The sequence below is a fragment of the Peribacillus sp. YIM B13472 genome (assembly GCF_042788005.1).
Lineage (GTDB): Bacteria > Bacillota > Bacilli > Bacillales > DSM-1321 > Peribacillus > Peribacillus simplex_E.
This window is the reverse complement of sequence record NZ_JBHZPG010000021.1, coordinates 37337-58736: the sequence shown is the minus strand read 5'-3', so window position 1 is coordinate 58736 and position 21400 is coordinate 37337. Positions and strand designations below refer to the sequence as shown.

At 43.7% G+C, this 21400-nt stretch carries 15 protein-coding genes and 1 other annotated feature; of the genes, 8 read left to right on the top strand and 7 right to left on the bottom strand.

The annotated features are described in order from the left end of the window. Position 1: 1 nt before the first annotated feature. From ACFX4I_RS16520 to ACFX4I_RS16510, 3 genes are all read left to right on the top strand, one after another. Positions 2 to 769 carry an amino acid ABC transporter ATP-binding protein gene (locus ACFX4I_RS16520; RefSeq protein ID WP_230301535.1) on the top strand — a complete coding sequence of 256 codons (768 nt, stop codon included), beginning with the start codon at positions 2 to 4 and terminating at the stop codon, positions 767 to 769. Between the two features lie 5 nt (positions 770 to 774). Further along, positions 775 to 2115 carry an MmgE/PrpD family protein gene (locus tag ACFX4I_RS16515; RefSeq protein ID WP_377421804.1) on the top strand — a complete coding sequence of 447 codons (1341 nt, stop codon included), beginning with the start codon at positions 775 to 777 and terminating at the stop codon, positions 2113 to 2115. Positions 2116 to 2191: 76 nt separating this feature from the next. Beyond that, positions 2192 to 2488: a hypothetical protein gene (locus tag ACFX4I_RS16510; RefSeq protein WP_377421802.1), complete on the top strand. Its 297-nt coding sequence runs from the start codon at positions 2192 to 2194 to the stop codon at positions 2486 to 2488. On the opposite strand, the gene gltD is transcribed toward ACFX4I_RS16510, so the two are convergent. Both gltD and gltB read right to left on the bottom strand, forming a co-directional pair. Beyond that, complete coding sequence (gene gltD, locus ACFX4I_RS16505; protein WP_377421800.1) at positions 2421 to 3902, bottom strand: glutamate synthase small subunit; 1482 nt, start codon at positions 3900 to 3902, stop codon at positions 2421 to 2423. The genes ACFX4I_RS16510 and gltD overlap by 68 nt on opposite strands. A 16-nt stretch (positions 3903 to 3918) precedes the next feature. Continuing rightward, on the bottom strand, positions 3919 to 8469 hold the full coding sequence (gene gltB / locus ACFX4I_RS16500; RefSeq protein WP_377421798.1) for a glutamate synthase large subunit: 4551 nt from the start codon (positions 8467 to 8469) through the stop codon (positions 3919 to 3921). Between the two features lie 133 nt (positions 8470 to 8602). On the opposite strand from gltB, the gene gltC reads away from it, so the two are divergent. The 3 genes from gltC to ACFX4I_RS16485 all read left to right on the top strand — a co-directional run bounded on the left by gltC (position 8603) and on the right by ACFX4I_RS16485 (position 10803). Beyond that, entirely contained in the window at positions 8603 to 9505 is a 903-nt protein-coding gene (gltC, locus tag ACFX4I_RS16495; protein ID WP_207440020.1) for a glutamate biosynthesis transcriptional regulator GltC, read from the top strand. A 137-nt stretch (positions 9506 to 9642) separates the two neighbouring features. After that, positions 9643 to 10152, top strand: coding sequence for a spore coat protein (locus tag ACFX4I_RS16490; RefSeq protein WP_377421796.1), 510 nt, complete (start codon positions 9643 to 9645; stop codon positions 10150 to 10152). A 51-nt stretch (positions 10153 to 10203) separates the two neighbouring features. Beyond that, on the top strand, positions 10204 to 10803 hold the full coding sequence (locus tag ACFX4I_RS16485; RefSeq protein ID WP_377421794.1) for a hypothetical protein: 600 nt from the start codon (positions 10204 to 10206) through the stop codon (positions 10801 to 10803). Between the two features lie 798 nt (positions 10804 to 11601). On the opposite strand, the gene ACFX4I_RS16480 is transcribed toward ACFX4I_RS16485, so the two are convergent. The 5 genes from ACFX4I_RS16480 to ACFX4I_RS16460 all read right to left on the bottom strand — a co-directional run bounded on the left by ACFX4I_RS16480 (position 11602) and on the right by ACFX4I_RS16460 (position 19650). Then, positions 11602 to 12087, bottom strand: a complete 486-nt coding sequence (locus tag ACFX4I_RS16480; protein WP_377421792.1) for a DUF2712 domain-containing protein — start codon at positions 12085 to 12087, stop codon at positions 11602 to 11604. Positions 12088 to 12438: 351 nt separating this feature from the next. After that, a complete protein-coding gene (locus ACFX4I_RS16475) occupies positions 12439 to 15606 on the bottom strand; it encodes an Ig-like domain-containing protein (RefSeq protein WP_377421790.1) in 3168 nt (1055 codons plus the stop codon). Between the two features lie 325 nt (positions 15607 to 15931). Further along, on the bottom strand, positions 15932 to 18346 hold the full coding sequence (gene leuS / locus ACFX4I_RS16470) for a leucine--tRNA ligase (RefSeq protein ID WP_230301542.1): 2415 nt from the start codon (positions 18344 to 18346) through the stop codon (positions 15932 to 15934). A 53-nt stretch (positions 18347 to 18399) separates the two neighbouring features. After that, positions 18400 to 18631, bottom strand: a binding site (T-box leader). 154 nt (positions 18632 to 18785) lie between these two features. After that, positions 18786 to 19049 carry a DUF2524 family protein gene (locus ACFX4I_RS16465; RefSeq protein WP_230301543.1) on the bottom strand — a complete coding sequence of 88 codons (264 nt, stop codon included), beginning with the start codon at positions 19047 to 19049 and terminating at the stop codon, positions 18786 to 18788. 94 nt (positions 19050 to 19143) lie between these two features. Beyond that, the gene (locus ACFX4I_RS16460) at positions 19144 to 19650 is read right to left on the bottom strand and encodes an SMI1/KNR4 family protein (protein ID WP_230301544.1); all 507 of its coding nucleotides are present in this window, start codon (positions 19648 to 19650) and stop codon (positions 19144 to 19146) included. 168 nt (positions 19651 to 19818) lie between these two features. Between ACFX4I_RS16460 and mnmL the strand changes: the two genes are divergently transcribed. Continuing rightward, positions 19819 to 20778, top strand: a complete 960-nt coding sequence (gene mnmL / locus ACFX4I_RS16455; protein WP_377421787.1) for a tRNA modification radical SAM protein MnmL/YtqA — start codon at positions 19819 to 19821, stop codon at positions 20776 to 20778. Continuing rightward, on the top strand, positions 20775 to 21347 hold the full coding sequence (mnmM, locus tag ACFX4I_RS16450; protein WP_377421785.1) for a tRNA 5-(aminomethyl)-2-thiouridylate-methyltransferase MnmM: 573 nt from the start codon (positions 20775 to 20777) through the stop codon (positions 21345 to 21347). The genes mnmL and mnmM overlap by 4 nt, the downstream gene beginning before the upstream one ends. Positions 21348 to 21400: the final 53 nt, after the last annotated feature.

Sequence of the window (21400 nt, the reverse complement as noted above, 5' to 3'; positions counted from 1 at the left end):
TATGATAAAAGTAAGAAACTTATCTAAATATTTTGATGATAAACAAGTATTGAACGATATTAACTTGGATATAGGAACCGGGGAAGTTGTCGCCATTATTGGCCCTTCAGGTTCTGGAAAATCAACGTTATTACGCTGTCTGAACCTGTTGGAAAAGCCCAACAGCGGCACCATCGAAATCAAGGACGTAAAATTGGATACCCAAAAATATAAAGAGAAAGATGCGTACCAATTAAGACAGCAAACAGCGATGGTATTCCAACACTATAACCTTTTTAAAAATAAAACGGCCTTAAAAAACGTGATTGAAGCCTTGCTTGTCAGCAAAAAGATGAAAAAAGAGGAAGCCATTCAAATCGGCGTGGATTTATTGAAACGGGTCGGCTTGGAAAAACAAGCCAAACAATACCCTGCTACCTTATCTGGCGGACAACAGCAGCGTGTCAGCATCGCTAGAGCATTAGCTGTGAAACCACATGCCATTTTATTTGATGAACCTACCTCCGCTCTAGATCCCGAATTGGTTAATGAGGTTTTACAAGTAATACGGGAGTTAGCGAAAGAGGATACCACAATGGTGATCGTGACGCACGAAATGCAATTTGCGAAGGAAGTTGCTGACCATGTCATATTCATGGCAGACGGACATATTATCGAACAAGGCACCCCAGAACAAGTGATTGAGCATTCTCTTAATCCGCGAACTCAGCGTTTTTTACGGCAAATGGGAGATGAAACGGACGGATCTGCCAGGCAAAAAAGGAAGTGAAGTGCATGAACACGGAAAGGTTATCTGAAATGATTTATCATTCGAATCCGTTGGTAAATGAAGCAGTATTACAGGCTGCAATCGAAGGACTTCTTGATTATCTTGCTGTTTCCTATCAAACGAAATCCGAAAAGGAAATTACGATTTTAAAGCGAATCATTTTGGAAGAAGGCGGAAATCGGACGAGTTACTTGATTGGAAGTCACATACATGCAACAAGATCCCAGGCAGCCCTCTTCAATGGCTTTCAAGCTCATTTACTAGATTATGATGATGTACATTCAGATGTACGAGGTCATCCAAGCGCAGTCATTTTGTCTGCTTTGTTAGCAGTTGGAGAACCTGAAATGACCGGGAAACGTTTTTTAGCTGCCTATGTGGTTGGTGTGGAAATTATGGCTCGGTTTGGAGAAGCAATGAACCCATATCATTATACAAAAGGTTGGCATAATACAGCTACACTTGGCGTAATAGCTGCAGCTGGTGCGGTTGCGTATTTACGGGAATACTCACCACGCTTAATAGCTGAAACCATGAGTCTTGCCGCTACCCAATCGGCGGGTTTACGACTCCAATTTGGGACTGTCGTAAAGCCGCTCCATGTAGGGATTGCTGCTAAAAATGCTGTGGATTCCGCAGATTGGATTCGGATGGGATTACATAGCAACCCCGACTTTTTGAATGATAAGAATGGTTTCTTTGAGGTATATGCAGAAAATGGAGTTCCCGATTTGACGGTAAATTGGGGAAAGACATGGCGGATCGTAACACCGGGATTATGGTTTAAACAGTACCCATTTTGTTCTGCTGCGGCACATGGCGCTGATGCAGCTGTCTTTTTACATAAGACGTACGATTTGTCGGAAGAAGATATTGAATCGGTGAGTGTTTGCTTTCCTCCAAATGGTGATTCCGCTTTGATTCACCATACCCCATCGACTGGTGAAGAAGGAAGATTTTCGATTGAGTATATTGTATGGCTCGCGCTTACAGGCAAACCCCTGACCTTTGCTTCTTTTGAATCGAAACCTATTCCCCATTCATGGAGAAAATCCTTTCAAAAAGTAAATAGAGAGACGGATGCAACGATCAAGCCTTCAAAAGCAGCACTCCCAGTGGGACGATTTACAATTGTGACCGTGACCACAACGAGTGGGGATGTACTATCGAAACGGATCGATACACCTAAAGGAAGTCCCGGGAATCCATTAACAAAATCCCAGCTAATAGAAAAATTGCATAAAGCCGTAGGAGATGAAGTAGAGACAGAGAAAATAATAGAAGCTGTCCATGCACTGAATCACACATCACTTGGCGTTCTTCAAGAAGCTGACTATAGAAGCTAACTGAAAGTAAATTAGGCGAACAGTATTTATATACTGCTCGCCTAATTTGTATACCATCAATACGGTATCTTTACACGTGAGTTTTAGCGTTTCACTCGTGAATTCGGGGCATTTACTCGTGAGTTTTGGCGTTTTACTCGTGAATTCCGGGCATTTACTCGTGAGTTTTGGCGTTTTACTCGTGAATTCGGGGCATTTACTCGTGAGTTTTGGCGTTTTACTCGTGAATTCGGGGCATTTACTCGTGAGTACCATATTTTCCACCATAAAAAAAGAAGCGCCATTATGGCACTTCTTTTTTAAAATTAAGGCAATACCGATGCGCCCATCAAGTAGCGGTCCACTTCTCGCGCTACTTCACGGCCTTCATTGATTGCCCAAACGATGAGGCTTTGCCCTCTCCTAGCATCTCCGGCAGCGAAAACCCCCTCGACATTCGTTTTGTATTCGCCATAGACGGCATCAATTTTTTGATTTACTGTTTCTACGCCAAATTGAGTTAATAGCGGCATTTCGGTTCCTTCAAATCCAATTGCGATGAAAACGAATTGTGCAGGCCATACTTTTTCAGTTCCTGGAACTTCCCTGAAAATGTACATTCCGTCTTCGCCTTTGACTTTTTCCATTGAGATTGTGTGCAGTTCTTTAACGTTGCCATTTTCATCGGCTACGATTTTTTTTGTTTGGATTGAATATTGACGCGGATCTGCACCGAATTTCGCTTCCGCTTCTTCATACGCATAATCAAGGGAAAATATATTCGGGTAGGCTGGCCACATATTATCAGATGTACGGGCAGTCGGAAGGATTGGATGCTTCCCGAATTGTACGACGCTCTTACATTCCTGGCGAAGGGCAGTTGCGACACAGTCAGCTCCTGTATCCCCGCCGCCGATGACGATGACGTCCTTCCCCTTAGTGTCTATAAACTTGCCGTCTTCAAAATTGGAGTCCAACAGGCTTTTAGTCGAAGTCGTCAAGTAATCCATTGCAAGGTGAATGCCTGATGCCTCGCGTCCTTCAATTACCAGGTCACGCTGCTTTTGGGCACCTGTGCAAAGGATGACTGCGTCATATTGATCTTGCAGTTCTTCGGCTGTTATATCTTTGCCAACTTCTGTATTGATAATGAAATCGATGCCTTCCTGGGTCAATAATTTAATTCGGCGTGCAACGACATCTTTTTCAAGTTTCATGTTCGGGATGCCGTATGTCAACAGCCCGCCTGCACGGTCTGAGCGCTCATAAACCGTGACCGAATGACCTGCTTGATTCAACTGGTCGGCACTCGCCAATCCTGCCGGGCCTGAACCGATGATGGCAATTTTCTTGCCGGTCCTGCTTTCAGGGATGCGAGGCGTAATCCAGCCATTTTCAAATCCTTTGTCGATGATGGTCCGTTCAATGTTCTTGATGGTAACGGCAGGATCGCTTATCGCTACCGTACAAGACCCTTCACAAGGAGCCGGGCAGACGCGCCCGGTGAATTCAGGGAAATTATTCGTTTTCGATAAACGGTCCAATGCTTCTTTCCATCTGCCGCGGTACACCAAATCATTCCACTCCGGGATCAGATTATGAATCGGGCATCCTGTTGTGACCCGGTTCAATTCCATGCCCATATGGCAGAAAGGGGTGGCGCAGTCCATACACCGCGCTCCCTGCGTACTTAACTTTTCATCAGAGAAAGGAGCTGTATATTCTCTCCAGTCGCTTAAACGAGTGAGAGGATTCCGGTCTTTTGGTTTTTCTCGCGGATAATCCATAAATCCTGTTGCTTTTCCCATCTTTCTCTCCCCTTCCTTACTGCATCACAGCTTGTTTAGTGATTTTTTTATCTTGAACGGCATTTGCTTGAAATGCACTCATGATCGCTTCTTCATCCGTTAGCCCTGCAAGCTTCTGCTCATTGATGCTTTTGATCATCCGTTTGTAATCTTTCGGAATGACTTTTACGAATTTCTTAGCGAAATCCTCCCAGTTCTCCAGTACATACGATGCTTTGGCACTTTCTGTATAATGAAGGTGGCTGTAAAGCATTTCTTTTACTTCGTTTGCATCATCCATATCATCAAGCGTCTCGAATTCTATCATTTCACCATTGCATAATGCCTTGAATTCTTCTGCATCATCAGCAAGTACATAAGCGATGCCGCCTGACATGCCTGCCGCAAAGTTTTTGCCGACGTCGCCCAGAATGACCACGCGGCCGCCTGTCATATACTCACAGCCATGGTCTCCAATTCCTTCAACGACGACGTTGACTCCACTGTTCCGTACTGCAAATCGTTCTCCCGCGCGGCCATTAATGTAGGCCTCGCCGCTTGTTCCGCCGTATAAGGCGATATTTCCGGCAATTACGTTGTCCCCAGCCTCAATCTGATTGCCCGCAGGTGCCGTGACAATGATCTTTCCGCCAGATAGGCCTTTCCCAACATAGTCATTGACATCACCTGTCAAATACATCGACATCCCTTTTGGAATGAACGCACCGAAGCTCTGGCCCGCCGATCCCGTAAAACGAAGTGTGATCGTATCTTCAGGCAACCCTTCTTCCCCATAGCGTTTGGATACTTCACTGCCGACAATCGTTCCGACCACACGGTTCACGTTTGTAATCGGGAAGCTGACATCCACCTGGGTTTGATCATTCAAAGCAGGCTCCACTACCGGTAAAATCTCACGGATGTCCAGGGATTCATCAATTTTATGGTTTTGAGGAAGTTGATACGTACGTATCCCCTCCGGTTGGAAAAGAAGTGTCGTCAAGTCCAGATGCTTCGCTTTCCAATGGTTTTGTGCCCGCTCGCTCACTTGTAAAACATCAGTGCGGCCGACCATTTCTTCCAGTGTTCTAAATCCAAGCTCGGCCATCGTTTCCCGCACTTCCTCAGCGATGAAGCGCATGAAATTCACGACATGATCCGGATCTCCTGTGAATTTGCTGCGAAGCTCAGGGTTTTGAGTAGCTACCCCGACTGGACATGTATCCAAATGGCAAGCACGCATCATGACACAGCCAAGGACCACAAGCGGTGCTGTTGCAAAGCCGAATTCTTCCGCTCCAAGAATAGCTGCCATGACCACATCGCGGCCCGTCATTAACTTTCCATCCGTTTCAAGAACTACACGGCTGCGCAGGCCATTCAGCATCAATGTTTGGTGTGCTTCGGCAAGGCCCAGCTCCCAAGGAAGACCCGTGTGTTTGATACTTGTTTTTGGTGATGCCCCCGTACCGCCATCATACCCGCTGATAACGATGACATCTGCGGCTCCTTTGGCCACACCGGCTGCGATCGTGCCTACGCCTGCTTTTGACACAAGCTTGACGCTGATCCTGGCATCACGGTTCGCATTTTTCAAATCATGGATCAGCTGTGCCAGATCTTCAATCGAATAGATATCATGATGCGGAGGCGGTGAAATCAGGCCGACACCTGGTGTGGAACCACGGACTTCTGCGACCCAAGGATATACTTTGTTCCCTGGCAGCTGGCCGCCTTCACCCGGCTTTGCACCTTGCGCCATTTTGATTTGAAGTTCATCGGCATTAACAAGGTAATGGCTTTTCACTCCAAAACGACCGGATGCAATTTGTTTAATTCCGCTGCGGCGGTCATCGCCGTTTTCATCCAGTTGGTAACGGCTAGGATGCTCCCCGCCTTCACCGCTATTGCTTTTTCCGCCTAAACGGTTCATCGCAATCGCTAATGTTTCATGTGCTTCCTGACTCAATGAACCGAATGACATCGCGCCCGTTTTGAATCGGCTGACGATGGATTCCACGGATTCCACTTCATCTATGGAAATGCTTTGGCGTTTTTGATCGAACGAGAATAAATTCCGTAAAAACCCGAGTCTCTCTTCATTCGCCAAGTTTGAATATTGCTTAAATAAATTATAATCGCCTTTCCGGCAGGCCCATTGCAGTGTATGGATCGTTTTAGGATTGAAAGCATGATGCTCTCCTGTTTTTCTCCATTGAAAATCACTTCCGCTTTCAAGAGTTTGGTCAAGTGAATCGGCTGCAGCTTTCCTATGGCGAATCAACGCTTCATCTGCGATCGTTTCCAAATCGATCCCACTAAGCTGCGATGCCGTACCGCTGAAATAGCGTTCGATCACTTCAGCACCGATTCCGACCGCTTCGAAAATTTGTGCGCCGCGATAACTTTGAATCGTTGAAATCCCCATTTTCGACATCACTTTTACGATGCCTTCTGTCAACGAGCGTACATATTTCCTTACCGTTTCTTCGTAGCTGATGGCCAAACTGCCTTCCAATACCGCCTGCTTATATGTTTCATAAGCAAGGTACGGGTAAATCGCATCCACTCCATACCCGATCAGGGACGCATAATGATGAACTTCCCTTGCTTCCCCCGATTCAATGATAATGCTCACTTTCGTACGGTTCCCATGACGGATCAGCTCTTGATGAAGGGCACTCGCAGCCAGCAGGGAAGGAATCGCAGCTTTTTCTTTGCTCATATCCTCGTCAGATAATATCAAAAGGCTGACACCATCAGCGATCGCTTGTTCCGCTTCACGGCAGATGCGATCGAGTTCACTCTCTAAATCTTCTGAAAATAAAGTGCGAATGACTTTGCTCCTGAATTCAGGATAGGCATTTTCTTTCAACTGCTGCATTTGACCTGGCGTCAAAACAGGTGAATCCAATTGAATGCGGCGGCTGTTCGTTTCATCCGGTTTCAGCAAATCTCCTTCCGCACCCAGAAATGTCATCGTTGACGTGACGATCTGTTCACGAAGCGAATCGATTGGCGGGTTGGTTACCTGTGCAAAGGATTGCTTGAAATAGTTGAATAGCGATTGCGGGCGATCTGATAAGACCGCTAACGGAATGTCATTCCCCATGCTGCCCAGTGGATCTTTGCCTTCGTTAATGACCGGCAGTAAATATTTTTGGACATCTTCATACGTGTATCCGAACGCTTTTTGCCTGAATAACAAATCACTCAACGGCTCCCCTTCGAGCACAGGTTCTTCGTCATGTAATTGAACAAGCTGTTCGTCCAGCCATTGCTGGTATGGTTTTTCCTGAGCCATTTCCGACTTGATCTCTTCATCGGAAACAATACGGCCTTCCTCTAAATCTATTAAAAGCATTCTGCCTGGACTTAAACGATCTTTATATAATACATTCTCCGGCTCCACATCGATCACGCCGACTTCAGATGAGAAAATGATGTAATCATCTTTTGTCACATAATACCTTGCCGGCCTTAAACCATTTCGATCAAGGATGGCACCGATTTGCTTGCCATTCGTAAAGGATATGGCCGTCGGACCATCCCATGGCTCCATGAGCATGCTATGATATTCGTAAAATGCCTTCTTTTCTTTCGTCATATGCGGATTTTCCGTCCATGGTTCAGGAATGAGCATCATCGCCGCATGTGCCGGCTTACGTCCGGCAAGCACGAAGAACTCAAGTGCATTATCAAGAATCGAGGAATCACTGCCGTCTATATCCAGAATAGGCAGGACCTTTTGCAGGTCATCCCCGAATGATTCCGATACAAACTGCTGCTCACGCGCTTTCATCCAATTCACATTACCTCTAAGCGTATTGATTTCGCCATTATGGATCAGGTAACGATTTGGATGTGCCCGTTCCCAACTAGGAAAAGTATTCGTGCTGAAGCGGGAATGCACTAAAGCGAAAGCCGAAACGAAAGACTCCTGTTGAAGGTCAAGATAAAAAGCATCCACCTGCTCTGGCGTCAATAATCCTTTGTATACGATCGTAGCACTTGAAAGGCTGGCAAAATAAAAACGATTGCCGCGTTCACGAGCCCAGTTTTCAGCTTGTTTTCTGATAATGAACAATTTACGCTCAAAAGCTAAATCATCTGTCAGCCCAACGCTTGCCCCGATGAATACTTGGCGGATCATCGGACATGTCTCCTTGCCGACCTCCCCGATTTTCGTTGCATCAACAGGAACCGTTCTCCAGCCTAATAGCGTTTGGCCCTCTTGTTCGATGAATGCATTCAAACGAGTTTCGATTTCATTCCGTTCATCATCATTGTTAGAGAAAAAGAGCATGCCTACACCATAGCGTCCTTTTGCCGGCAAGTTCATCTCCGGGCATGCCAGCCTGAAATATTCATCAGGAATCTGCACCATTAATCCTGCGCCATCTCCTGTAAGGGGATCGCTGCCTTGTCCGCCGCGATGATCTAATTGGCACAGCATATTCAGTCCTTGTTTGACGATGTCATGTGTAGCAAGCCCTTTTAAATGAGCGTATAAACCGATCCCACATGCATCATGTTCAAATTCAGGATGGTAGAGCCCTTGTGCTTTTGGTATTTGATTGTATGTCATATTAATCGCCCCCATCGTATTCTTACACCGTTATGTCACTTACATTTATTCTAGGTTTTCAAATCGATATAAACAATATATAATTCTAATAGAATCTATCTCAATTTGAGATGAATGGCAGGAGGATGAATAAATGGAACTACGACAATTACGTTATTTTGTTGAGGTCGCCGAGAGGGAACACGTCTCTGAAGCCGCAGAGCACCTACATATCGCACAATCAGCAATCAGCCGGCAAATCTCCAGACTGGAAGATGAGCTTGGCGTACTTTTATTCGAGAAAATCGGCCGGAATATCCAGCTAACCCCAATTGGTAAAATTTTCTTGATTCATGCCAAAACGGCGATACAGGCGATAGAATATGCCAAATATCAAATTGAGGAGTTTTTGGACCCTGAACACGGAAGCATTAAAATCGGGTTCCCGACCAGCCTTTCCACCCATTTACTGCCTACCGTCATTTCCGCTTTTAAAGATGAGCAGCCGAATATTGGCTTCCACTTAAGACAGGGATCTTATTCCTCTTTAAAGGAAGCTGTCAAAAATCGCGAAATCGGATTAGCCTTCCTTGGACCGATTCCGACAAACGATCCAGATATCGAAGGTCATATCCTGTTCACGGAAAACATTTCCGCTTTACTGCCCATAACTCACCCATTAGCCGAAAGGCAGAGTCTGCGTCTAAGTGACTTACGAAATGATCCCTTCGTCTTGTTTCCAAAAGGTTACATCTTTCACACTATCGCTCTCGAAGCATGTAAAGCAGCCGGTTTCGCACCGAACATCGCCTCGGAAGGAGAGGACATGGATTCCATAAAAGGGCTCGTATCTGCCGGTATCGGAGTCAGTCTGCTCCCTGACAGTACCTTTTATGAAGTCATTCCAAGACTGACAGTCAAAATTCCGATTGATACCCCCGAAGTCAAACGGACTGTCGGCATCATCACTCCTAAAAATAGGGACTTGGCTCCATCAGAAAAACTTTTTTACCAATTTGCCAAAAAGTTCTTCTCTGTTCTCGAGCAATATCAATAAAACTTGGCGATCCTTCTAAACTGTGAATATGAATCGAAGATGGGACAGCCCTTCCTATAAATGATTTCACTAGACAACTTACAAATAGCCCACTGAACGAATAACGTGTCAAAATTATTCGTTCAGGAGGAATTTAAATGAAACCCACCCATTCACATCTTGCTTGGTATGAAACACTCGAGCTTCATGAATGGGTCGGCGCCCAGTCCAATGCCCTTATAATAAAAGATCCCATTTTAAAAACGATATATAAGCAGACGATTGATACCCTTACCCAAAACATCATGGAGCTGCTGCAATTTTACCCATTGACGCCTAAGGCGGGCAGGGATGACGCATCGGCCGCTGCTGCCGGGGAATTGCTCAGCTTTGCCAAATCATCCATTAAAAGTTATGCACTTGCCATTACTGAAACAGCCACCCCTTCCCTTCGAAAAGTATTTAAGAAACATTTAAATGGAGCCATCGATACCCATGCCAAGATTTTCAGCTACCTTTATGAAAGAAACCTCTATCCTGCTTACGACTTGAACCAATGCTTCAAAATGACGTCGATGTTGCCAATAAGGCTCTTTCCCAACCATTCTAAAGGCAATTGCTTGCCTTTTTGCCGCGTTCCGATTCCGTTTTTCATTATAATGTTATAATATATAAGAATTGGTTTTAATTAGGTGAATAGTATTCAAGAGGTGAAAATCATGAAGAAGATCTTTTTATCCATCATCTTGCCCCTGCTCTCATTTTCGTTAGTCGCCTGTAAGGTTAATGATCCAAAATCCGGGAATAACCTTTCAGTTCCTGAGCTGACAGCAAGGGAAAAAGCCATCCTGGAGAATTCTAGTGAACATTCCTTTCTTATCGATTTTAATGTTGATGATACATACAAGGAGATGTCCGTCTGGGTCGAAAAATATGAATTTGGCAAACTTGTAGAACCTGAAATGGGACGCATGACAACTGCTGTTAAAGATAATGGGACGATCATCTTTACGACTTCCAAAACGGATGATGACCAAGATCAATCGATGTTCAACATCAGCATTCAAACCGAAGATGGAACGGACACAGCTACTTATCCTGAAACCATTGATAAAATGGAGTCCAGCGTATGGGGCAGTCCTAGTAAATTCAATATAAACAACACAAAAAAGCTTGCGTTGGCTAGTATTTGTTATTCAAGCAGAGATGAAGGCATACATACACTTTCCAATGGTTTTTACAATGAAATGGATCGTCATATGGAAGAGTTAAAGGAATACGATGTCGTCTACCTCCTGAGAAGCGAATTCACTAAATGAGCTGACAAATGAAGGGTCAAGTTAAATCAAACTTGCCCCTTCATTGTTTTTTTCATTCCGCCCTATTTACTGCATCAAGCTAGAGAAAAACTCATGCTTTAAGAGCAATTCAAGATCGAAGTGGGGGAATTGGCGGATCCAAAAGCAATTGAGAGTCCGCCAAGAGCTGACTCCCATAAATACACATCCTCTTATTTTTCTCATCTATATTAGTGAATTTTTTTAGAGTCTTTCACTTCTAAATTAATACCTGCTACTTTTGATACATTAATTAAAAACGGTCATTTAGTGTTTTTTCACAATTAATCCAACATCCATAAAAAGGGGGTTGAAGGAAAAGGCATTTGGGTGTAATCTTTAAAAATAAAAAAACGGAAAGAAGATATTTAATTGAAGAAAATCATCCTCCTCTTCGCAGCAGTAGTCATTGCGAGCTCTCTCGGACATCAAATAAACGGCGGATATTTGGACCCTCGAAAATCCCGCCCTAGGTATATACATTTAAAATAAGGAATCCGCCATTTCTGAGCTTTAACCATATTAAGATCATTTGCATCATATGACCTAAAGAACTTCCCGCCAAAAAAGTAGCTAAATGGGGAACGATCCATGAAGATGAAACATTTCCGACCAAGATAAATATGTCAATAATAACAATCGCCACAATACATAACACTATGAACCTTAGTTTTTTTATTATTTCTTAATCTATAGTAATAACTATTCATATTGTCTCCCTTTATAAAGCCATCTTGAATGAAGTTTCCTTCAAGATGGCTTCACAATGATCAACATTTTTTAATTATTATATTCCGTCGTGTAAAATTCTTTATACTGTCCAGGTAATATTCTCCCCGTCTCCTCATCCCAATATCCGTTTACGGAATAGCTGCTAGAACTTAAATTATTATTCTCTGCCGTTAATCTTACATTAGCGGCATTAGCACCTGAATTGCCTTTAATATAATAATTACGCCCACTTTTTGAATCGCCACTCCCTGCTTTAACATCCACTGCAGGAGATACATTCGTACCATTGCTTTTTTCCAACCAATAAGTAGTTAAAGTATTAGTTCCTTCTGTTGATTTATACATTCTCACTTTCCATGTATTCCGTTCCGTAGTCGTTTGGCGATACTCTGTACCTGTGTACGAGTTAGCTTGCTTTTTCTTAATCGTAAATGAATATCCCAAATTGTCATTTCCAGCCTCAACTGAAAGCGTTCCTAACCCAATTGAGCAAGCTAAAATAGTTCCTAATGCTATCACTCTTCCTTTTTTCATTTTATTTCCTACAGAGTATTTATTTGACATATCAATATTAGCACTTTATACCTATCATTCCAATATCCTTTGATAAAAAAGGACTATTTTAGATAAATTTAGTATCCCACTTATACTATGTTTATAATAGTCTTTTATAAACAAGACTTATGTGACTAAGAAAGGACTATTGGCAAGTCAAAAAAAGTCGGAACCCTCCCCCTTTTAATTAAGATATCAAACATCTCATGCTTATCATCCTATCTTAAGCTTCAACAAATCAACAGCTGGGGCGGGGAAACTGCATCTTCGTAGCTTAAGGACATCAACAAAAAAAAGCCGTTTAACATGTAAGTTAAACGGCCTTCACTGCTATTTAGATTTTTTAACGGTTACTTTTGTTGCTTTTCCTGTATTGCCCGCTTTGTCTTTTGCTGAGACGTATAATGCGGATCCTGCTTTTTTCTTGCTGATTTTGATGGAGAAGTTCCCCTTACTATCAGCTTTTGCCGTTCCGATGTTTTTATTGCTGTACTTCACGGTTACGCTTGAACCGATTTCCGCCTTACCAGTTACTTTTGTTGCTTTGTCGTTTACTTCATTCACTTTCGGTGCACTTGGAGCGGTTTTATCCTTAACCGTTACTTTTGCTGCTTTTCCTGTATTGCCCGCTTTGTCTTTTGCTGAGACGTATAATGCAGATCCTGCTTTTTTCTTGCTGATTTTAATAGAGAAGTTCCCCTTACCATCAGCGGTTGCCGTTCCGATGTTTTTATTGCTGTACTTCACGGTTACGCTTGAACCGATTTCCGCTTTACCAGTTACTTTCGTTGCTTTATCGCTTACTTCATTCACTTTCGGTGCATCTGGGGCCGTTTTATCGAGAACAGTCACGGTTGCTGCCTTGCTTTCACGTTTTGCTAAGTCTGTAGCTGTGACTGAAAGTTTAGTGCCAGCCTTTTGCTTGCTGATTTTCACTTTGAAATTCCCTTTGCTGTCCGTGTTACCTGAACCAATCACTTTTTTCGCGCTATTTTTGATCGTGATTTTCATGTCCGCTTGTGATTGACCCGTTACATACGTATCTTTGTCACTTACAGCTTTAACAGTCGGTTTGTTAGGGGTTGCACCCTTATTCACGAATACTTTGATTGAAGATACTGCCAGTTTAGAAGAATCAGAGATATTCACAGTTAGCAGCTGTGCAGCTTTTTGGACCGGAATAGTAACGGTGAACGTTCCGTTAGCTGCCGCCGTTCCTTTACCGAGCGTTTTGTTTCCACTTTTCACTTCGATTACTGATCCTTTTTTAGCTGAACCAGTCAGTTTTGTTTGCGTATCCATCACAAGATTGACTTTAGCTTGTAAATCCACTGCACTAAGAGCACTGTACGCATTCAGCCTTCCATATCCAGATACTAAATCTTTTCCGACAGGCAGTTCTTCTTCCGGAATTATGATTTCTCCATCTTCTGGTTGATAGTCCTCATAAGGGTCTGCATTATCTTCTTCTTCAAAAGCGACATATTCCGATGTCTCATGAAGGATTTCCCTTACTTCATTCACTTTCAACCCAGGGTTTCCGGATAATAACAGAGCTGTAGCTGCCGCAACATGGGGAGCTGCCATTGATGTACCATCCATGTAGGTAACATTCCCATTAGGCACAAGGCTCGGGATGCCTGTCCCTGGAGCGACCATGTCCAATTTCGATCCATAATTGGAATAATCGGATACTAAATCAAGGGCATTGGTTGCACCGACGGATATGGCGTATTTAGATGAAGCAGGATAAGAAAGACCCTCCATCCCATCATTACCGCTTGCTACGACTACCATTACATTCTTGGCAGCGGCATGTTTCAAGGCATATTCAATCGTCCTGCTATATTCTCCGCCCAAGCTAAGGTTTATGACCTTTGCACCATGATCCACGGCATATTTAATGCCTAGTGCAATTTTCTCATTGTCTCCAAATCCTGAAGAGTCCAAGACTTTCACAGGCATGATTTTAGCTACTGGATTGATTCCTTGCATGGAATATCCATTATCCGCTTTGGCAGCGATGATTCCGGATACATGTGTACCATGGCCATTGTCATCGATTGCTTTTTCTTTCTTATCGATGAAGTTCTTACCTGACTCCATTTCAACGACACCCTGCAGATCTGCAAGTGAATCATCGACACCTGTGTCGATGACCGCTACCAATGTATCTTTTAAATTACGTTTCTTAATAAGGTTCTGCAGTTTTTCGTTATCGATGTCCGCTCCCTTTATGCCTTCTTCCCCACCGGCGTTATCTAAAGACCATTGATACGGTGATTGAATGTCGGCAGAAAATGCTTTGTACGTTTTTACCGGTTCGATATATTCCACTTCTGGAAGTTTTTCGATACCGGATAGTGCTGCTGTGCTCATTTTAGCTTGGTTCTTTAACTCTACTACATACATATCATCATACAGAGCCTCTTGTTGCTTAGGTGCCGATAATGTTCCAAATCCTTTTCCACTTATTTTGGATTGGACAGCGCTTAATGACTTCCCTGGTTTAAGTTTGACGATATATTTGTTCTTTACATTTTTCGAAGCCGGAAGTTCGATTCCCGCTTTGCTTGCGATATCGACGATTCTTTCACCTGCAAGCTTATCAAGATTGATTTTCTTTGCAATGGCGTCCATATCCTTTTTCAATCCGGCTGGAGCGACGTCTGTCGACTTTTTGAATAAGGCCTTAATCGCTTCTTGCTGCTTATTGCTAATGACTGCCGTACTGCTTGCTCCATTTTCATTAAGATCCTCTATAAGGGGCTTAACCTCGACTAAATGATTATAAACGGCTTCCCTTGCCGTTTTATTCCCGGCAAGATGAAGAGCCAGGAATGGCGAAGCTTTATAGTATAAAGAGGAAAGGGTGCGTCCCTCAGGCGACTTCGTGAGAACTTCATCTCTAAACACGCGGAGTGTTTTCAACATGGATTCTCCCGTTTTCTTATCGTTTACACTCACTTCAACCGGGCATGATTCGAGATCCTCCCCTTCGTCCCCGGCAGATGGCGGCAATGTTACTGAATGCGCATTGATGGAGTATTCAGCTACATTTTCCGCATCCGGGATCGGATTTCCCTCATCATCCGTATCGCCGAAATATTCAACTTTAACATAATATGTGCCTTCCCAAGCATATGGGAAATCGACTACGGCTTTTTCATCAGGATAAGAAGAGACAATATAATTGCTCTCATCTTTTTCTGCCTTTTCTTTATCTTGATATACGGAGATATTCAAGATTTTGTCCGAATTGACTTCGAACTCAATATGGGAGAACTTTTGTATTTCTTCTGTTGTGGGACTGATTTGATACCATTGAACATCCGGTTTTTCAAACTTTCCGTCCAGAGTGTCCCCATTTTTGATCGTTTTTACATTTTCAATCGGTGTTGCAGGTGCAGCTTGAGAATTTAGCGGAACCATCAAGCTGAAGATCAGTGCAAAAATTAATACACACGCCGTAATTCGACTCACATTCTTAAATTTCACGGTTTTCCCTCCAATAATTGGTTAAAAAATAACAGTACTATACCAAACTATCATACTGTAAAATTTTATCAACCAATTTTTTCCCTTTTTTATGTCAAATGCTTGATTTATTTGTCCATTCAGCCGAAAAATGATTCACATGTACCAATTTAGCAAAATATTTGAGTTCCGATGGTCATCTCATGACGATAGTCGTTGCCAACATCCGATAGATTCAAATCGGTGAAGATCCTAACATGACCTATTTCCCATGGTCGGCCAATGACTGCGAAAAAAAGCTGCCCCAGCAGTAAAAATATGCGGGACAGCTTGCAATCATTTTTATTTAGTTTGCGACGATATTGACTAATTTGCCTGGTACGGCAATCACTTTACGAATGGTTTTCCCATCGATTTGTTCTTTGATGGAATCATCACCCATCGCGATTTCTTCCAGTTTTTCTTTCGTAGTGTCAGTCGGCACCATTAATTTCGCTTTGACTTTTCCGTTGATTTGGATGACGATTTCGACTTCGTTATCCACTAACTTCGCTTCGTCGAAAGCCGGCCATGTTCCGTACGTGATGCTTTCGGAATGGCCCAGTTTAGACCAAATTTCCTCGGCGATGTGCGGTGCGACTGGTGCAAGCAGCTTTACGAAGCCTTCGATATATACTTTAGGAAGCGAATCCGCTTTATAAGCATCATTGATGAATACCATCAATTGTGAAATCGCCGTATTGAATTTCAATTCCTCATAGTTCTCGGTCACTTTTTTAACCGTTTGATGATAGACTTTTTCGAGCTTGCCCGTGTCATCCGTCTCTGTCATCTTATCTGTGATCGTACCGTCATCGTTGACCAATAAACGCCAGATCCGGTCAAGGAATCTGCGAGAACCGTCCAATCCGTTTGTGGACCAGGCAATCGAAGCATCCAATGGCCCCATGAACATTTCGTACATCCGAAGTGTATCGGCACCATGGCTTTCAACGATATCATCCGGGTTCACGACATTCCCTTTGGATTTACTCATTTTTTCATTATTTTCGCCAAGGATCATTCCTTGGTTGAATAGGTTTTGGAATGGTTCCTTCGTTGGCACGACACCGATGTCGTACAGGAATTTATGCCAGAAACGAGCGTAAAGCAAGTGAAGCACCGCATGCTCGGCGCCGCCGATATAAATGTCGACCGGCATCCATTCTTTTAATTTTTCAGGATCTGCAAGTGCTTCCTTGTTGTCCGGATCGATATAACGCAGGAAGTACCAGCTGCTGCCTGCCCACTGTGGCATCGTGTTTGTCTCACGGCGCCCTTTTCGTCCGTTTTCATCCGTTACATTCACCCATTCCGATATGTTCGCAAGTGGTGATTCGCCTGTACCTGAAGGCTTGATGTCCGTAGCCTTCGGTAAAATCAACGGAAGATCTTCTTCCTTCACTGGAGACATCGTGCCGTCTTCCCAATGGATGATCGGAATCGGTTCACCCCAGTAACGCTGACGGCTGAATAACCAATCACGAAGGCGGTATGTTATTTTCTTCGTTCCGATTTCTTTTTCTTCCAGCCATTTGATCATGGTCGAAATGGCTTCATCTTTATTCAATCCATCAAGGAATTCCGAATTCACATGAAGTCCATCTCCTGTATATGCTTCACTTGTCACGTCTCCGCCAGCTACGACTTCCTTGATCGGCAAGTCGAACTTGACTGCAAATTCATAATCACGCTCATCATGGGCAGGAACGGCCATGATTGCTCCTGTTCCGTAGCTGATCAACACGTAATCGGCAATCCAGATCGGCATTTTTTCGCCGTTTACCGGGTTAATGGCATAAGCCCCCGTGAACACGCCTGATTTATCCTTTGCCAAGTCTGTTCTTTCCAAGTCGCTTTTATGCTTCACTTCATCTAAATAGGCCTCAACTGCCGCCCTTTGATCAGCCGACGTAATTTTATCGACAAACTGATGTTCAGGTGCCAATACGGCATATGTTGCACCGAATAACGTATCCGGACGAGTCGTGAACACCGTGAATGTTTCATCAAAGCCATCGATATTGAATGTAACCTCCGCTCCCTCGGAACGGCCAATCCAGTTACGCTGCATATCCTTGATGTTTTCCGGCCAATCCACATCATTCAGATCGTCGATTAAGCGGTCTGCATACGCCGTGATACGAAGCATCCACTGCTTCATCGGACGGCGCTCGACCGGATGGCCCCCACGCTCACTTTTCCCATCGATGACTTCTTCGTTAGCCAATACCGTGCCAAGTGCCGGACACCAGTTAACGGCCACTTCATCAATATATGCAAGGCCCTTTTCATATAATTTCAAGAAGATCCATTGCGTCCATTTGTAATAGTCGGGATCTGTCGTGTTTATTTCGCGGTCCCAGTCATAAGAAAAACCAAGGGCTTTGATTTGGCGGCGGAACGTGTTGATGTTGTGCTCCGTGAATTCAGCTGGATCATTTCCAGTATCGATCGCATATTGCTCTGCAGGAAGTCCAAAAGCGTCCCAGCCGATCGGGTGCAATACATTATACCCCTGCGCCCGTTTCATCCGTGCCAGAATATCGCTTGCCGTATAACCTTCCGGGTGCCCTACATGAAGACCGGCCCCTGAAGGGTATGGGAACATATCCAGCGCGTAGAATTTGCGTTTGCCGCTTTCTTCACCCGTTTTGAATGTCTTATTGCCTTCCCAATACTTTTGCCATTTCGTTTCTATGCTTCTATGGTCAAAACTCATATGATTTCCTCCTAATTTCCGTATAAAAAACAATAAAAAACCCCTCATCCCAAAATAGGGACGAGAGGATTATGTATATCTTCCCGCGGTACCACCCACATTGGCGATAGCTAAAATCCGCCCAGCTTAAAACATCCGTAACATGGATTAAAACGCCAGGCATTACTTTTCACCTTCACACCCGGGACTCCAAGGCGAGTTCACGACCATCCCAGGTTGACTTGCACCACCCGTCAACTCTCTTTACTGGTTTAAACCGCTACTATTCCTCATCATAGTCTTTATGAGAATATTGATTTTATTTAATTCTAGTCAATTTCACCGATAATTGCAATAGCCGTACATAAACATTATCGACAGGTTTTTCATTATATATGCGAATTAAAGAAAAATTGTGCAAAAAAAGGGAGCTATTCATTCATAGCTCCCTTGCTTCCCTTTAATGTTGCAGTAAAATCATTTCATTCTTCAATTGATTCAACTGCTGCTTCATCCGCGAAAGCATTTCCCGTTGCTGGTCATTCGAACTGGCATACAATTGCTCCATATCCGTCAAAGCCTCTTCGATATACCTTTGCGAATTTTGAAATTGTTCATCATCATAATGCTCTTGCCGTGAGGCCTCGTTAAATTCAAACTCAGCAAAATGGAGAGCCCCTTCACATTGCTCTAAAAAATGATCGACGGATTGTCTGGTTGCCATTTCAAACCCTCTCCTTCGCGTCTCATTTGGATGATTCGGAATCATCTTGTCTAGTTTGAGCAAAAAACGGTTGGATTATCATTTTTTTTGAGCATCAACCTTTATCCCAAAACTTCTCACCTTGATGGGAAATGAACTGCTCGATCCATTCGGCAAAGCCCATATGGAGTTTCTCGCCTTCTTCAAAATCATCGATATGGCCTTTTACCATTAAATACTCCTTATCGCCTTTAGCGACGGCTTCCCCATCGATGACGATATTATCTTGATAAATGCAGGCCACTTTATAGCATCCCTCGTAGGATTTTTCATATGTGTAATTAATAATATCATCCAGACTGTATAAATCATTTTCCCCACCCGATTCCACATTATCGAACAGACGGCATCCATTGGTTATTTTTAAAAACTCCTTATAATCCTCGGGCAGAAGCAGTCCGGTTTTCTTTTCAAAGGAATGAATTTGTTCATCCGAAGCAGGTGAATTGAAGGTGCAAGTTGCTTTGTATATGAACCCATCTTCATTTACTTCGATCACCTGATTATTTTCGGCTAATTTCTTTTTCATTTGATTAATCGCTTCTTCAACTTGACCGGTCATGTCCATCAGCTCCCGATTGGATATAGTCATTCAAAGATATACTGGAATTAGCAGCAAAATGTTTAGCCTTCAAGTATACAGTATACGCTTATTTTTCAAAAAAAGACCTAGCTGCGAGAATGTTGTATAATATATGTTGCGCTTTATTTTATTTAGGAGGTTGCTGATTTGAATCAAGCAAACCCGTTTATATATGCAACGGATAACAAACGATATCATACATGGAATTACCACCTGAGGGAACATTTTGGACATAAGGTCTTTAAAGTTGCCCTGGATGGCGGTTTTGACTGTCCGAACCGTGATGGCACCGTCGCACATGGCGGCTGTACCTTCTGCAGTGCCTCAGGATCTGGTGACTTTGCGGGCAACAGGGTTGAACCCCTTGATGTCCAGTTTAAGAAGATCAGCGAACGGATGCATCATAAATGGAAAGATGGAAAATATATGGCCTATTTCCAAGCGTTCACGAATACGCATGCACCCGTGGCAGAGCTTCGTGAGAAATATGAAAGCGTATTGAACCGGGAAGGTGTCGTCGGACTCTCGATCGCGACACGCCCTGATTGCCTTCCAGATGATGTAGTCGAGTATTTAGCGGAATTGAACGAACGCACCTACCTTTGGGTGGAGCTTGGTCTCCAGACGGTTCATGAAAAGACCGCAACGATGATCAACCGTGCCCATGACTTTGATTGCTACAAAGAAGGCGTCGATAAACTGCGCAAACACGGCATCCGCGTATGCTCCCATATCATCAATGGCCTTCCTCAGGAAGATTACGGCATGATGATGGAAACAGCCCGTGAAGTCGCCAAACTCGATGTGCAGGGGATAAAGATCCATTTACTTCATCTATTAAAAGGGACACCGATGGTCAAACAATATGAAAAAGGCCTGCTCGAGTTTCTTGACCGTGATGATTATGTCAACCTGGTATGTGACCAGCTCGAAATAATCCCTCCAGAAATGATCGTTCACCGCATTACGGGTGACGGTCCGATTGATTTGATGATCGGTCCAATGTGGAGCGTCAATAAATGGGATGTCTTGAATGCCATTGACGCCGAATTGAAACGCCGCAACAGCTGGCAGGGAAAAAATCATCACATGGAGGTACAATCATGAAGCTTGATCGAATTTTGCCATTCGCCAGGATTTTGCTGGAAAAAGCGGTCCGTCCCGGGGATATAACCATAGATGGCACGATGGGCAACGGTTTTGATACGGCCTTTCTTGCAGGGCTTACAGGTGTAAACGGACATGTCTATAGTTTTGATATTCAGAAAGAAGCGATCCAAACCACAGCGGCAAAACTGAACGCCGAGAATTTACATGAGCGCTGCACCCTCATTCACGATGGGCATGAACATTTAAGCAAATACATCAGGAATGAACATTCCGGAAAGATCACAGGTGCCATTTTCAACCTAGGCTACCTTCCTGGCGGGGACAAATCAATCATAACCCAAGCCGATACGACGATATCAGCCATTGAACAGCTGTTCGAACTGCTGGCGCCTGAAGGCATCATCATCCTCGTCATTTACCACGGTCATCCAGGGGGATCGGAAGAACGGGATGCATTAATGGATTATGTAGAGAACTTCCCTCAACAGAAAGCCCATATCCTGAAATACGGGTTCATCAACCAAGCAAACAATCCGCCATTCATTGTCGCGATTGAAAAGAGATGATGACTTTTGACACCGTTCGATACGAACGGTGTTTTTTATCGCAGGCAGCAGAA